Consider the following 13,847-nt stretch of genomic DNA (forward strand, 5'->3'; position numbering starts at 1 on the left):
GTTCACTTCACCTCGTGCCCAATGATTTTGATGCTGCTGATGGCGAACTTGCCGTCGCTGGGATGTGGTCGGTCGTCTCCGTTTCCAAACACAGGATCGGTCGTAGCGGGCAGCCCCGGGCCACCGAAAATCGGCGCGAATATGTCGTTGCCCGGTCCAGCGGCGGCTGGTGTGGTTGGCGGTGCCACCAGCGGAGGACGGTTCGTCTCTTGGATCAGGACGGTCACCACCGACGCCAGCGGACGCGGTACCGGCATTACCGCCTCACCGTGTGCGTTGCCGGTGTCTTGCGGCTTGAGTGTGTTGGCAGTGTCGTTGAACAGCCATTGCAGACGCTTGACCACCCGGTACTGCGGCCAAGGGTCAGCCTGGTCAGGAGCATTGGATTTGCTCACCGCACCCGGAACGATCGAGACTGCCGTGATCACCGCAGGCCGATCCAAGGTCAGCGTCAGCATCTCACCAGGCACCGCACTGGCGCACACCCAGGGAGCGTTCGAATGCGGATCGGCAAGCAGCTGCGCCGACGTGGAGCCCGGCAGCTTGTCACACGGCGACGTAGCGGTGAACCGCAACGGGCCATCGACAGCGGCGGGAGCCGCCGACGGCGGTGGTGGCGGCGCGGCCGGCTTAGCGACTGCGCTGGGCGGCGCCGGTGGTGGCGGAGGGTCCTCGCGAGAGAACACCGAGCTGGCCACCAGGGTCACAATCGTGGCGACGACCGCGGCCGCACCGAAACCTCCGGCCACCCAGGGATTGAACCGGCGGCCCTCGGAGCCTGATTCGTCCTCATCGGCCTCGGGGTCTGCGTCGGCGCGCTCGACCTCGATGCCACTGTGATCTGATTCGACATCTCGCCCAGCCGCCTCAACCGACTCGTCTGGCCCCTCGATCAACTGCTGGTCATCGTCATCACCGGACCATTCGTCACCAGCGACGCCGTCGTACTCGCCGTCATCCAGGTCGGCGAAGTCGTGGTCGGCCTCGGTGGGCTGGCCCATGCTTTCGCGAATCTTGGTGATCCACGCCGCCTCCGCGCGAGGCAATTCAGATTGGCTCACCGACGCACCTGCCCATGGTGTGCGAGCACCATGCGGTCCTCGTTGGAGAAAATCTCAGTGGCGGGCTTGCCCCACGCCAGTGATCCAGCCGACGTCAGGGAGCGAAGACCCCGTTCATCGCCGATCACAAGCGGCACCTCAACGGAGGCCGACTGCGCAGGCCGCGACGCGACCACGGCTGCCGACGGTGTCGGAAACAGATGAGAGGGCGCAACTGACTGCTCGGTACGCGCCGTCGCACGATGCCATCGCCACCAGCGCAAAGCCACGATCACAACGGCTGCCGCTACCAGGACCGGCCAAAACCGCAGCACGAGATCCACCACGACGAGCACCGCGACGGCGGCCATTGCGCAACCCATCGCCACCAGTGACAACAGCATCTTCATCGTCGACTCCTCGCTCCCCACTCCTCGGATAGTCAGCTTTGCACGCAACCGTAGTCAGCTGTAGTCGATTATGTCGACAACTGTGGACGACTTTGGTTGATTATGGTTAGTTTTGGGCGGTGGACAAACCCGAGAATCTCGCCGACCCAGCGCCCCCGTCTGGCCCCGCCCGCCTCGATTTCTTCGTGCGCAGACGGTCCGCTCAGATGCGCATCAGCCCTCGTGAGCTGGCGCGCCGCGGCGGCCCCAACCGGACAACCCTGCACAAGGCAATAAATGGAACAGGCCGACTGCGGGAATCAACTCTGACTCGGATCGACACCGCGCTGGGCTGGGCAGAGGGCTCGGCAGCACGGATTCTCGCCGGAGGAGTGCCCGAAACCCGCATGGCCGCAGTCCAGACCGATGAACTGGTCACCACCGTGATCAGCGCGGCGTTGACCATGCTCGGCGACGCCACCGACCTGCTGGTCAACACTCAGACCCTGCTGCAAGAACTGGTGACCGACGACGAGCCCCACGTTGCTGTTACCGGGGGTGCATAGGAGTGTCGACCGCGATCTATACCTTCGCTGAAGAACGCCGCGCGTGGATCGCCGCCCACGCGGGCATCTTCCTCTTTCAGAAGCGCCGCGCAGAACTGCTCGGCAAGGCTATTCGCGCCCGTGATCGCCAGCGGCTCGGCGTACGGCCCGACCCTCACGACGACGACGTGACACCGCCCCTGGTTTTCCGTCAAACCTCAACCGCCACCGGAGGGTTCGAGACAGCCATCGTGGTGGCGTGCGCCGTCTCAGCCCCGTTGGCCTGGCCGCTGGGGCGGCTCCTCTACGGGTGGATCACCACGTTGATCCCCGATCGACTGCTTGGCTATCCCATTCCAGCGCTGCTGGGCACCGCGGCACTGTGCGGACTACCGCTCCCGCTGTTCTATGACCCTTCGCCCAGCGTGTGGGCCGTCGTTGTCACTCCGTGGCTGCTGGCACAACTGCCGGCGGTGTTTCTCGCCGCCGGGCTCTATGGCGTCCTGGAGGGCTGGCTTGCCGTCGATGGTTCCAGCCACTGGTGGCCCCTGACTCCCGTCGCCGCGCAACTCGACGACGATCTGTTTCTGGGCGGCCGCGACGTCGCCATGCCCACAATCCTCGACCCCCCGGACCGCGCCGAACCAGCGCGACGCAACCCGCTGTCCATGCCACGCATCAGCACGCCCGCCATCCGCTGGATTCCCTTGCTCGTCACCGGAATCCCAATCACGCTCGGTATCACCTGGTACCTGTGGCAGGTTGCCGCAGCGCTGCTCTCACTGCCTTCAGAACTTCTCCAAACCAACTACCCGCCTGCCAGCCCCTACCTCTAGCCCAACGCCCCCAAACACCGGTTGAGGGACGCGGATAACTCAATAAGCAAGCCAGTCACCGCATTTCACGCAACCCCACCACCCTCAGAAAAGGCGCCCTATCCATGTGGAGCAAAGTATTCGGATCCAGCGCTGCAGCTGAACTCAGACGAGCCCGCATCTTCTTCTGGGCCGTCATCCTGCTGTCCAGCGCTACCTCCATCGCGGGCAACGGTGCACACACCTGGGTAGCTACCGATGTCACCATTCCTCGTGAGCTGGCCACCGCCGTCGCGGTGGCACCACCGGTTTTTCTCATTCTCTGCATCGAAGGCATTGCTGCTCTGATCCGTACCGTGTACCAGGCGACGTGGCTGTTCTGGGCGAACGTCGTCATGACGGCGATCCTGGCGATCTTCGCCTGCGTCCTCTCCTTTGAGGCATTGCGCGACTTAGCAATCGGCGCAGGAATCCCCCGTGAAATGGCGTTCATGTGGCCCGTCATCGTTGACGTGGCCACCGCCATTGCCACATCCTCCGTCGTCTACTTGTCACGATTCCGCGAAGGTCGGCTACCCGAGGTGAACGTCGAGCAGAGCATCGAGGAGCCCGACGAACTGTCGGATCCTTCAGATAACGAATCCAGCGCGACCACCATCACACTGCGTGAGGAACACGCTGAACGTGCCGCCACCATCCGCTCGCGCCGTAGGCTGCGCAAGTCCACCGACGAAGTCCAGCGAGTTCTGGCGCTGTCGGACAACGGAAAAACCGTTGACGATATCGCAGCCATCACCAAGATGACCCCCGGTACTGTTCGTCGCATCCTCGGAACCGACCGTGCAGTTGCTGCACTCCACGAGGCGTAAGTGCGCTATGTCGACGGCAATTCGATCATGCGCGGGGATGTTGAAATGTCAGACCGGAGAGGGAGAATCAGGCCATGAAGATCTTCGATAGTGAGCCGCGCAGTGAACGGCTGATTCGCGCGCTGGCCGCTGCCGGCGGCTGCGCGATCTTCGTTGTATTTGTACTGGCAACGATCAAGCTGATCGCTTGGCTGCAATCCTCCGCGTCGGCGGTCAGCACGTTGAATGCGGTGATCGCTGGGTTTGCATTGTGCGGATTGGTCGCCGCAGGATTGATCGCTCGGCACATTTTCGAGCGAGGATCGTCTGGGGCACGCCAGGTCGGTGCGTTACTCACGGATACGGCACCAGGACAAATCTTCGGCGGACTCATCGGTCTTGTCCTCGCCATCGGCTCGATCTCTACTATGGCCGACGCACAAGGATGGGCGTCATGGTTGGTGTCGGTCTTGTCGACAGTGTTCTGGGCCGCGGTCGGTCTACGTGGACTGCGGAGCGGCTGGCGGCAATGGGCTTCCCATCGCGAAGCCTTGCGCAATGGGCCTGCGATCGAACGCATTCCGGAATAGCTCCGCCGAACGGCCCCAGACCGCGTAACCCACGTGGCCGAATACCCCTAAGGAATTAACCGGGCTGTCCATCCTCGTTGCAGTCGAACCGCTCGAAGGCGTCACGCTGGATTTCGACGTAGTGCCCCGCGATCACCTGAACCAGCAACCGGTCGATCGCGTCGGGTGTATTCGTCGGACCAGTCCTCGAAGGGCTCTCCCACGACCAGTAGTTCTTACCTCCCCGGCACCACTCGAGATGCGAACTCGGGGTCTCGTAGGGCCGACCGCCGGGCAGCTTCGCCTGCAGGTACTCGAGAACGTCGTCAGCGGTCAGGGCGTTGGGCCCAGCGTGCGGAACCTGCCACACATCCACCCACGCACCGTTCTCACGGTTCTCCCGGGTTTCGAGGACCGAACCGGCAGGCAACTCGATCGGTGCTGGAGCTGCCACTGGCGGCGGTGTCACCGTTACCGTGACCGTTGACGTAGGTGGAGCCGACGGATTGCTACCACACCCACTCAACGCCAACATGGCCACTGCTACGGCCGAGAGACGTCTACACCGATGGTCCCGCAACACCATTGGCACACGATAGCCCGAGGAACAACACAAGGTCGCCAGTTCAACGGGGCCCGGCGCAGAGCGCAGCTGCAGCTGCCTGCAAAGCTCCCAGTCCGGTTTCACCCGGCCGCGGTGTCGCTCGATTCTTTCCCATCACTGACCACGAAGCACAGGTCAGGATCGGTGAACATGCCTCGGGGGATGTCGTCGTTCTTGGCCGCCCGCAGCTCTGGGATGCCATCAGGTGGCCCCCATGTCCCAGCTGCGGCGCTAGCACCTTCCCGCTCCACAACGCCTTCCCGTTCGGCCCAGGTCTGTCTGTCGATGTCGACGAGAATCCGCAGCCACGCAGCGTTGCGCTCCTCGACGCTGTCGAAGCACCGCGTGCCTACTCGTACCTGCGTCTCATCGAGGCTCTGATACACGAGCTCATCAAGGCTCTTGGTGTCAGTGAGCGGCTGGGTTTGGAGCAGCTCGATCGACCAGGCCAGCCATGCACCCGCCCCGAGGGCCAGCGCCAATCCAGCCGCCCATACCCAGTTAAACTTCCAGCGCCGTTCGCTGGCGTCGGACTGGTCGGTTTCGTCCGCGACCACCATGTGTTGTACCCCCGTACATTTGACTCTATGGACGCCACGGCACATCGGTGTGCAGGGCCTAGCTGGAAGCTAGCCCCCCATAGATCTGCCTGCGCTGTCAAGGCGGCACGCCGCATCTCGGCGCGGCCATGCCCAACTGCGGTGTTGTATGCCCGCCGCGGCTAACCCTGCCTACTGCGAAACCGACTTCAATGCCAGGTCCAACGCCACCAAGGCCAGCGCACCGCCCGCAGAGAACAGGAACACCAGCGCCCATCCGACCGCTTGGTATTTGCGTCGCGCGACGCATGCGTTCGCCCAAACTTGCTGGCCCAGTTGGCTCAAGAGATCATCGGGCGACAACACAAGTGTCCGCAGTTCCTTCACGTACTCGGTCGACGACTGCGGATGACGACGGGCGATGTGGTCGAAGTACAACGAACTCGTTGGAGTCTCGTTGCTCGCCAGCCGCGGCCAGAGCGCCACGATCGCTCCCGCCGCAGCGAGCACAATCAGCAACCCGCACAGCGGAGCCGCTAACCTCAATAAGCAGTCGAACTCGGTCTGTTCTTTGACAAGGTTGTACAGGACTCCGCCCATCACACCGGCCGCGGCCAACGTCGCCGCGGACTTCGTCTCAGCGTGCTTGACCCAGTCATTGACCAAACTCACCGCCTTCCATGCCTCTGCCGCATCGACAGCAGGATCGGCCGGAGGATCGACTTCTTCGCCGTCACCGGAATTCGACATGGCGATGAGAATAGCGACCCCCAAAACATGCTGAATGACAAAACCGAGGATCCTGATGTGTTCCGTTTGCTGGAAGATCCCTCGCAGCCCGACGCCAGGCCATACCCTTTCCATCTGTAGCGCAACCAACGCTGGATTCGGGGTCGACGATTCGGCACAGTTGCGGTCTCATGTTGTTGGAGGATCAGTGGTTGCTGGTGGGCCTCATGGGCGGTAAGGCGCGGGTGCACGAGCTTGCGAAAGAGCTCGGCGTCACCAGCAAGGAACTCCTGGCGAAACTCAGAGAGCAGGGCGAATTCGTCAAGTCCGCCTCATCGACTGTCGAAAGGGCATCCGCCGACCGGTTGCGGGCGCACTTCGGGAACAGACAGCCCAGCGGCCATCAACACCGTCAGAGTGACGATCAGCAGTCGCCAGGTTCAGGCCGGCGTGGTCAGCGAACCGTCCTCATAACGCCGCCCCACAAAATCAACCCACCTGCGCCGCCACCCCAGTTCACAGAATCCCAACTGGCCGACCTGCGCAGGGACTATCGCCAAGCCTATGCCGCCAAGGATTTCGGCCCCGCGATAACTGGGGTCTTGACGCAATACCAACAGCTGTACCGAGTTTCCCGCTCCGCACTGCGCGACGCCATGACAGAGGACAAACGTCGCAACGTGGCCGTCTACACGGCGCTGCGACTCTCACGCAACCCCGAAAAACCCGCACGCTCGCGCAGAACGGTTCCGCAGTCGGTCCCAGCCAAACGCCGCGACGAAACCCCTCGTGCACACCCACCGCAGCCACAGGCGCCTACCCGAGACCCTCGCCCCCGTACCCGCAGCGCTGGGCTGCCACCGGCCCGAGCAGATATCCACAAGGTCGCCATCGCCGACATCGTCGTGAAAGCAGACACCGCACGCGACATCGAAAAGATCGCCATCGATCTCGTACCGTTCGATCCAGACGACTCGGCCGACTACGGATTTCTCGCGTGGCGATACGCCACAACCCACCAACACCCGGCCCAGCCACCGGCCAGATCCGCCGGCGATGAGCTCGCCAGCGTTGCGCGTGTCGTTGACAATGCCAAGCATCGACTCCACCAGCTCCACGAAAGCGCCGGCCGCATTCTCGAACACCCCAACCTCGTCCCACGCGCCATTGAAGGCGGCTTCACTGACCTATTCGACCCCGACGACATCGGCCGAACAGCATCCGATGACCGTCGTCGGGTCATGGCCAAACACGCCTTCCTTCAACGCGCCGTACTCCTGGTCATTGCCAATCCCCAATGCGCAGAACGGTTGTGGGGCATGCTTGATGCGCTGCAACCACCACCGCAACACCAACTGTTCGAAACCACCCCGCTACTGCGGTCGGCGATAGAAGCACTCACTCGTGAGCTGTCGGCAGTCGAAGCCCTACTGTTGTCCGACGAGACCGCTCTTGAACACTTCGTCCACCGATCGCACGCAGAACTGACCGACCTCCATAACGGCCGATTCGACTACTTCCAACAATTCCGGGATGCCGGCGCAACCTCGGCAACCACGCGCCGCGTCATCTCCGGACTCCCCTTTACCGTCCTGCCCCAGGGCGTTCATCTGCGCACGTTTCTCACCGACCTACGCACCACCAAGCGGTACCACGGGCACCACCTGGACGAGAACCGCCTTACCGTTCTAGAGGAACTCCAAGAACACTTCGGCGCTCACCGGTGCATCTGGCATAAGGGCTCTGTGACGTCTAACGGCGTCGACAACCGGTACCTTGTCTTGTCGATCGCTTCGGCGACCGGACCCGACGAAAGTGCCGTCGCCATCAGTCCCTTGGCCGGTGAACACGCCACCTACGTTGTGCGCCACGGATGCGCAGACGCACACTGGGCGCGGATCTTCGAGTTAACCAAGGAAGAGGCGCGCCAGCACGGCGCGCGGCGGCTGTACTTCCGCGGTGACGCCGACCAGTACACCGACATGCGGGACAAGATCATCTCGATCCTTGAAGGCGATCCTCGCGACTTCTACAAGCATTGACCGTGGACCGTGGAGGCTGTTCGCCAGTCAGGTTCCCGGTATTTTGTCCGCGTAGCCGAGCAATCGTTTTGGCAGATGGGTGGGGCGCGATGGATGGCAACTACAAGAGCTACGACTGGGTTGCCAGCAGTGCCCGGATCAAGGAGATTCTCGATCAGCCGGCCGGGCAATTTATTGAAACCAACGACTTGCCTAGCCGTGACAAACTCACATACACGAACGGGTTCTACGGGCGATGCTCAGCTGTCTTCATCGATATTCGAAACTCATCAGGACTCACACAGAAGTACAAACGCCCTACTTTGGCCAAAATCTATCGCTCCTTCATTTCCGAAATGGTTGCGGTACTGAACGGCCATGAGAAAGTCAGAGAAGTCAACATCGTTGGTGATTGCGTGTGGGCCGTGTACAACACACCATTGAGATCCGATATCGACGGAGCCTTCGCCACGGCATTCAAGGCGAATACTTTGGTCAAGTTGCTCAACAAACAGTTCGCCAAGAAGAGCCTTGACCCGATCCAGGTCGGTATTGGCGTGGACTATGGCCGTGTCCTGATGATCAAGGCCGGCTACAGTGGGAGCGCCATCAATGATGTGATCTACATGGGAGATGTCGTCAACCGAGCTGCGCATTTGGCGCATAAGGCTGGACGTAATTACCTAGACCCAATATGGGTCGGCCCGGACTGCTACGAAAATCTCAACGACCACAACAGCGGACTCGTTGCGCAACAATGGGATTTCGAACTCGGCACCGTTTACACCGGCAACGTCGTGCTAACCGAAATGAACACCTGGATAGACGAGAACTTCTAGGCACTACCAACAGTGTGAGTGTTTATATCGGCTCAATCCACCGCCCCTGAACGCTGCTCACAGCTTCAGTTCAGGTATGCCTGTTCGGCGGGGAATGTGACGGTCTCCAGATCCACGCCGAACCGCTTGGTGCTCAGATGCAGCATCCGGCCGCGCTGGTCGATCCGGATATCAGGGTCGTAACCGTTGCGCACGCCCACGGCAACCGAGATCGGCGCACCGGGGTAGGGATTGGTCCGGCCGTGATGGACCACCATGGTCGGCGGGCGGGTCGGCTGCGCCGATGGATTACCCGTGGTCCAGATGCGAGAGGAGCCGGCCGACATGGTCCAGCGACCCTGATGGTCGTAGACGGCCACCAACTCTCCTGACGCAGTGGCTCGACGAATCAGCTGGCGCACAACAAGGTCCGAGGCATTGACCGCGATCCTTGTCGGCTGCGCCGGGTCGGAAAGCGGCATCAGAACCATGCCGTCGCGTACACCTCCGACGAGAACGCCCGAGGGGCCTACGCCCACAACCTCGTCGAGCTCGGTCCCCAGGTCCGCTGTAGGAAGGTCTGTCAGGCGATCAGCGCCTGGCATGGTGCGGATCAGAGATTCCCACTGCCGGCCGGAGAACCGGCGCAGCGTCGCTGCTGGTGTCGTGCGCATCGGACGGGCCGTGGTGTAGCGAACTGTGGCCCCGACCCGGACGCCGCCCGGGCGGCGACGCAACGCCACGACAAGGCAGGTGTGGTCGGCGTCGATCGCCCAGACATCCTCCAGTGCCTCAGCAGTCAGGTGTTCGGCCGGGAGGTAGAACCCCGTGGTAAACCCGTGTCCGGGTTGGTGCAACGCTGTCCATCGGTCGGCATAGGACGCAGCCAAGACCTCAGGGCCGCCGACGCTTGCCGCAGTGCTCTCGCGCATCTGCGCAGCGGTCAGAATCTCAGCGCGGCAGTTGGCCTGGCGTAGCGCTTTGACGATGCGCTGGGTAGCCGCGATCGCAGCGGTGACGGTGTTAGGCCGCCACAGAAGTCCTGTGGTGGTGTCGGCGGCATGGGTATCGAGCCGGATCACCATCGTTGCGGTGCGCTGACCCACGGCAGCGCGGCGGCGCAGGAAGGCTGCAAAGGCCTCCGAATAGCTGTCGTTGGCGGTGCGTCGGCCTTCGCTCACGATGTCTACGTCCACACCGAGTCCGGCCCGGTTCATCTCTGCGGCAACCACGCTGAGCGGCACCGTGTTTGGTGTCTGGGCGGAGTCGGGCTTCAGTAGTGTGGGCATGTAGGGCTTGCCCCACAATGCCACCATCGTGACCACGGTGTGTCCGTCGATCAGCACCCCAGTGCGGTCGCCTTCGACATGCACATCGGTGAAGCCGTCCGTACGGACGTCGACCCGGCGATCCTCGCCGGGTACGCCTGACCGCTGCTGCTGGGCACCCGACGATTCAGCCGAAGCCGGGCTTGCAGGCTTCGCCGGCTCGGATTTCGGCGTGGGGACAATCCGATGGGTCCGCCGCCGCATCCACCGCCCGAGCCGCAGCGCCCACTGCCACGCGGTCAGATCGCGGACCTCGACCAAGCACACCAGTACAGCCAACAAGACGGCCACACCGAAGGCGACAGCCAGGCTGACCCTGCACACAATCAACAGCAAGGCGATGACTGCAGCGGTTGATTCAGCGGCTACCACGGACCGCTTCGTCACCCGAAGATTCACAACCATCGGTCCTCCCAAGCCTGAGCGCCAGATCGCCGACGCATTACTGTCGCCACCCAAATAACCACGCCCACAAGAACGCTCACCGCTCCGATCACCGCTCCCGCACCCCATCGCGGGCGCGGATCAGGCTCAGGCGGCGGCGCGGGAATATGAAGCGGCGCCGATACGCCAGGTGCCAGCCAATCCCCCGGTGGCACATCCCAAGTGAGTGCGGCCACCGGATCGACCACGCCATAACCGACCACGTTGTCACGCCCAGCAGGTGGCGGGGTCGCAGTCGCCTGCAGGCGGCGAATCACTTGATGTGCAGACAACTCTGGGAATTTCGCACGCACTAGGGCCGCGGTCCCTGCGACGAATGCCGAGGCGAACGAACTACCGACAATCGGCTTGAGTGTGTCGTTGTCGATGGAGGCATTGATGATGCGCCCATCGGTGGACAAGCCGATGATGTCGGTTCCCGGGGCAGCCAAGCCCACCCACGGTCCGTGCAGTGATGCCTGCTGATCCATCAGCGGTGTGCCGGCGCTGTCGGTCGCCGACACGGCCAGGACGTACTTGTCGAACCACGCCGGGGAGGCCACCGTACGAACCGATTTCCAGCCCAGCGGGTCCACACGGTCGCCAGGGATCGGATCGGGGTTCTGCACGTTGCAGCCTTGAGAGCCCGCGTTACCTGCCGCGGTCACGATCACGACGTCGCGGTCCACCGCGGCGTAACGCAGCGCCGCACCGAGCTGGGATTGATCGCCAAGCTTTGCCACTGGAAGACACGACACCACACTGATATTGATGACTTTGGCCCCGAGGTTGGCCATATGAACGATGGCTCGTGCCAGCGAATTCAAGTCGCCCGCGCGACGAACGTCTTGGGAGTTCTCCCCGTACTGGGGATCGGCGAATCCAAAGGTCTGCGCTGATTGTCGAATGGACACCAGCACTGCATCCGGCGCGATCCCGATCAAGCCGTCTGGTCCCCCACCGGGCGCCGGCGCCGCGGGCATTGGGATCCCCGGTGCTGGCCCCCATGCCGGAGCTGCTGGCGGAGACATTCCCTCAGGAGGCGGCGCGCCCTCCGGCGGTGGTGGTGGCGGCGGAGGTGCCACGGTGGCGGTGGCCGTCACCGTCACCGTGGGCGGAGGCGGCGGAGGTGGGATCGGCGCGGGCGCCGGTGCGGCCGCAGGAAGTGGCGCCTGCGCAACGCCGATGGGTCGCGCTGGTAGCGGCGCGCCTGACGGCGCGCCACCGATCAAGGACGCAATCACGGTGCCATGGGCATCGCAGTCAGCAAGCCCATCGCCGTAGCGGCCCATGATGTAGTCGCCCCCGGCGATCAGGTGCGGCAGCCGCGGTTGAGGAGCGACGCCAGTGTCGATGATCCCCACCACGACCCCGGCTCCCGTGGATTCTTTCCACGCCCTGGGCATGTCGAGCATCTGCAAGGGAGCGGGCAGTTCACGAAAGTCGCTGCCCGGCAACGCTGTTGTTTGCACACATCCAGCGATCTGCTTCATCGGCTCATCCGGGGCGGGTTCAGGATCGGCGGGCGGCGGTCCGGACGGCACGACCGGGGGGTCGAGCGCCAACGCCACACCACTCGACGAGGCCAGCAGGATCGCCACGGATGCCAGTGCGGCCGCTGATCGGGCAGCGCGGCAGGTAGTCGCCACCATCACGCGCCGCCGACAAGGTTGCGAGCCCAGGGAATCAGGTTGAGTAGCAGCACCGCCATCGGAACGACCACGAAGAGCAGCACGTACTCGCTGAGTTCCACCCATCGCCGTATCGGCGCGCTGATCTTGGCATGGGCGATCACCAACGCATTGATCAGCCCCGCTACCACGATGGCCAGCGTCGCGCCGACGCAGATCAATGTCATCGCCAGCGATGGCGGCGTACTGGCGGCGGCGTATCGTCCGATGACCACGGCCATTGCGAGCACCGGCGCCACCGTTAATGTTACCGACTGCCAGCGGTCGACGAACGACCGAGAACGGAGCAGCAGGATGGCACAGATCGTCAGGGTAAACAGCAGATGCAGCACCGGACTCTGCGTCCAGCCATCAGCAACCTGCCCGGGGATCACTGCATAACGTGCGGCAACCACCGTGACGATGCCGCAACCCACCAATAGACCAGTGATGATGGCGTTGCCCCGCCGGGTCCATGCCGCGATCTGCTCCGGACTTTCAGTACCAGCGGGATAAACAGGTGACACGGTGTCGCGAGCCGCTCCGGGACGTGTCTCAAACACCCCGCTACCCGTCAGCGACGGAAACCACGGTCCAGGTGTGCCCGATCCTGCCACCCCGAGCGACGTCGCGAACGTGACCAGTACCAGTACCGCCAGCAGCGCCAACACCGCGATCCGTTGGGGGGGAAGCTGCCAGCCCGACGCCTGCACCACCATCGCAGCCGAGGCAAAGCCCGAGACCGTGATCACGGCCGAAATCACTACAAGGTGTTGGCCTCCGGTGAGAACGGCCAACACGACCATCCCGCCGATCGCGGCCACCAGCGCCGCTACCGCGTGCCACGCCCCCGGTGACCCGGGAATTGACACCGCAGCCGCCGTGCAGAACGGGATGATCGCAATCCACGCGAAAGCACTCGCCACGGCACGACGTTGCGGCTGGGCGGCCCGCGCCGCCAACCACGCCGCCACGACGAGCCCGGCAGTCAACGCCCAGGACACGGCTGCCGGCACCCAGCCCCCGTCAAACCACCACTGCCGCAAAATAATCAGTTCAGCCCACGCGATCAGGCCGGCGCCGAGTCCGCAGGCCACGCGCCGAGGTGTGTCCTCATCCACGGTGTCGAGCTGGCGGCGAGCCTCACGGGCAATCGCAGTCGAGACAGTTTCCGTGACAGGCTCGTACTTCTCGGTCGCTTCAACCGGCAACAACCACAGTGCATCGCCGTCGGCCACGCCGCTCTCGTCGAGCGAGCGCTGCGGGTCTAGCGGGCGAGAGTCCGCCCAGCACAGTTGGTAGGTCTGGCCTGTGTCGAGCTCGGGCCGCCGCAGACGACGCAGGCGACGGTTGATCCGCGGGATGAGGTCCTCGACGATGGCAATAAGTGGGACTTCTGCGGCCAGCACATAATCGGTCTCGGTGTCGGCGCCCACGAACAGAACAACTCGGGTCAATCGGGCCGGCCCTTGGAGGGTGGGTCCCGGCTGACCGTCGCGATTCTGTGTC

13 protein-coding genes and 1 pseudogene are annotated in these 13,847 nt (G+C 63.4%); 6 read left to right on the forward strand and 8 right to left on the reverse strand.

What is annotated here, in order from left to right; translation table 11 throughout:
• Positions 1-2: 2 nt before the first annotated feature.
• Together K6L26_RS30470 and K6L26_RS30475 are read right to left on the reverse strand one after the other, a co-directional pair.
• Positions 3-1,061, reverse strand: a complete 1,059-nt coding sequence (locus tag K6L26_RS30470; RefSeq protein WP_221853581.1) for a hypothetical protein — start codon at positions 1,059-1,061, stop codon at positions 3-5.
• Positions 1,058-1,450 (reverse strand): hypothetical protein, encoded by a 393-nt coding sequence (locus tag K6L26_RS30475; protein WP_221853582.1) that lies wholly within the window; start codon positions 1,448-1,450, stop codon positions 1,058-1,060. Before K6L26_RS30475 ends, K6L26_RS30470 begins: the two co-directional genes overlap by 4 nt.
• A gap of 119 nt (positions 1,451-1,569) precedes the next feature.
• On the opposite strand from K6L26_RS30475, the gene K6L26_RS30480 reads away from it, so the two are divergent.
• From K6L26_RS30480 to K6L26_RS30495, 4 genes are all read left to right on the forward strand, one after another.
• Positions 1,570-1,995 (forward strand): helix-turn-helix domain-containing protein, encoded by a 426-nt coding sequence (locus K6L26_RS30480; RefSeq protein ID WP_160110979.1) that lies wholly within the window; start codon positions 1,570-1,572, stop codon positions 1,993-1,995.
• 2 nt (positions 1,996-1,997) lie between these two features.
• Entirely contained in the window at positions 1,998-2,810 is an 813-nt protein-coding gene (locus K6L26_RS30485) for a hypothetical protein (protein WP_245008805.1), read from the forward strand.
• A gap of 104 nt (positions 2,811-2,914) precedes the next feature.
• Entirely contained in the window at positions 2,915-3,658 is a 744-nt protein-coding gene (locus K6L26_RS30490) for a DUF2637 domain-containing protein (protein ID WP_221853583.1), read from the forward strand.
• Between the two features lie 74 nt (positions 3,659-3,732).
• A complete protein-coding gene (locus K6L26_RS30495) occupies positions 3,733-4,227 on the forward strand; it encodes a hypothetical protein (protein ID WP_221853584.1) in 495 nt (164 codons plus the stop codon).
• Between the two features lie 55 nt (positions 4,228-4,282).
• Here K6L26_RS30495 and K6L26_RS30500 read toward each other — a convergent pair whose 3' ends face one another.
• From K6L26_RS30500 to K6L26_RS30510, 3 genes are all read right to left on the reverse strand, one after another.
• The gene (locus tag K6L26_RS30500; RefSeq protein ID WP_221853585.1) at positions 4,283-4,660 is read right to left on the reverse strand and encodes a hypothetical protein; all 378 of its coding nucleotides are present in this window, start codon (positions 4,658-4,660) and stop codon (positions 4,283-4,285) included.
• A 230-nt stretch (positions 4,661-4,890) separates the two neighbouring features.
• Positions 4,891-5,370: a hypothetical protein gene (locus K6L26_RS30505; protein ID WP_221853586.1), complete on the reverse strand. Its 480-nt coding sequence runs from the start codon at positions 5,368-5,370 to the stop codon at positions 4,891-4,893.
• Between the two features lie 171 nt (positions 5,371-5,541).
• The gene (locus K6L26_RS30510; protein ID WP_221853587.1) at positions 5,542-6,213 is read right to left on the reverse strand and encodes a Pycsar system effector family protein; all 672 of its coding nucleotides are present in this window, start codon (positions 6,211-6,213) and stop codon (positions 5,542-5,544) included.
• Between the two features lie 92 nt (positions 6,214-6,305).
• On the opposite strand from K6L26_RS30510, the pseudogene K6L26_RS30515 reads away from it, so the two are divergent.
• Together K6L26_RS30515 and K6L26_RS30520 are read left to right on the forward strand one after the other, a co-directional pair.
• Positions 6,306-6,458, forward strand: a pseudogene (locus K6L26_RS30515) (translation initiation factor IF-2 N-terminal domain-containing protein); the annotation flags it as partial.
• Between the two features lie 1,751 nt (positions 6,459-8,209).
• Positions 8,210-8,938, forward strand: a complete 729-nt coding sequence (locus tag K6L26_RS30520) for an adenylate/guanylate cyclase domain-containing protein (RefSeq protein ID WP_221853588.1) — start codon at positions 8,210-8,212, stop codon at positions 8,936-8,938.
• Positions 8,939-9,003: 65 nt separating this feature from the next.
• Here the strand turns inward: K6L26_RS30520 and eccE are convergent, their stop codons facing one another.
• From eccE to eccD, 3 genes are read right to left on the reverse strand one after another with little or no spacing between them, the layout of a single operon-like run.
• Positions 9,004-10,650 (reverse strand): type VII secretion protein EccE, encoded by a 1,647-nt coding sequence (gene eccE / locus K6L26_RS30525; protein ID WP_221853589.1) that lies wholly within the window; start codon positions 10,648-10,650, stop codon positions 9,004-9,006.
• Positions 10,641-12,320: a S8 family serine peptidase gene (locus tag K6L26_RS32100; protein WP_221853590.1), complete on the reverse strand. Its 1,680-nt coding sequence runs from the start codon at positions 12,318-12,320 to the stop codon at positions 10,641-10,643. The genes eccE and K6L26_RS32100 overlap by 10 nt, the downstream gene beginning before the upstream one ends.
• Entirely contained in the window at positions 12,320-13,795 is a 1,476-nt protein-coding gene (eccD, locus tag K6L26_RS30535) for a type VII secretion integral membrane protein EccD (RefSeq protein ID WP_245008806.1), read from the reverse strand. Before eccD ends, K6L26_RS32100 begins: the two co-directional genes overlap by 1 nt.
• Positions 13,796-13,847: the final 52 nt, after the last annotated feature.

The sequence above is a fragment of the Mycobacterium farcinogenes genome (assembly GCF_019739075.1).
Taxonomy (GTDB): domain Bacteria; phylum Actinomycetota; class Actinomycetes; order Mycobacteriales; family Mycobacteriaceae; genus Mycobacterium; species Mycobacterium senegalense.

Excerpts from the sequence above, each read along its gene's own strand:
- K6L26_RS30510 (WP_221853587.1), bottom strand. The coding sequence starts at position 6,213 with ATGGAAAGGGTATGGCCTGGCGTCGGGCTGCGAGGGATCTTCCAGCAA.
- K6L26_RS30520 (WP_221853588.1), top strand. The coding sequence starts at position 8,210 with ATGGATGGCAACTACAAGAGCTACGACTGGGTTGCCAGCAGTGCCCGG.
- K6L26_RS30505 (WP_221853586.1), bottom strand. The coding sequence starts at position 5,370 with ATGGTGGTCGCGGACGAAACCGACCAGTCCGACGCCAGCGAACGGCGC.
- K6L26_RS30495 (WP_221853584.1), top strand. The coding sequence starts at position 3,733 with ATGAAGATCTTCGATAGTGAGCCGCGCAGTGAACGGCTGATTCGCGCG.
- K6L26_RS30475 (WP_221853582.1), bottom strand. The coding sequence starts at position 1,450 with ATGAAGATGCTGTTGTCACTGGTGGCGATGGGTTGCGCAATGGCCGCC.
- K6L26_RS30490 (WP_221853583.1), top strand. The coding sequence starts at position 2,915 with ATGTGGAGCAAAGTATTCGGATCCAGCGCTGCAGCTGAACTCAGACGA.
- eccE (WP_221853589.1), bottom strand. The coding sequence starts at position 10,650 with ATGGTTGTGAATCTTCGGGTGACGAAGCGGTCCGTGGTAGCCGCTGAA.
- K6L26_RS32100 (WP_221853590.1), bottom strand. The coding sequence starts at position 12,320 with ATGGTGGCGACTACCTGCCGCGCTGCCCGATCAGCGGCCGCACTGGCA.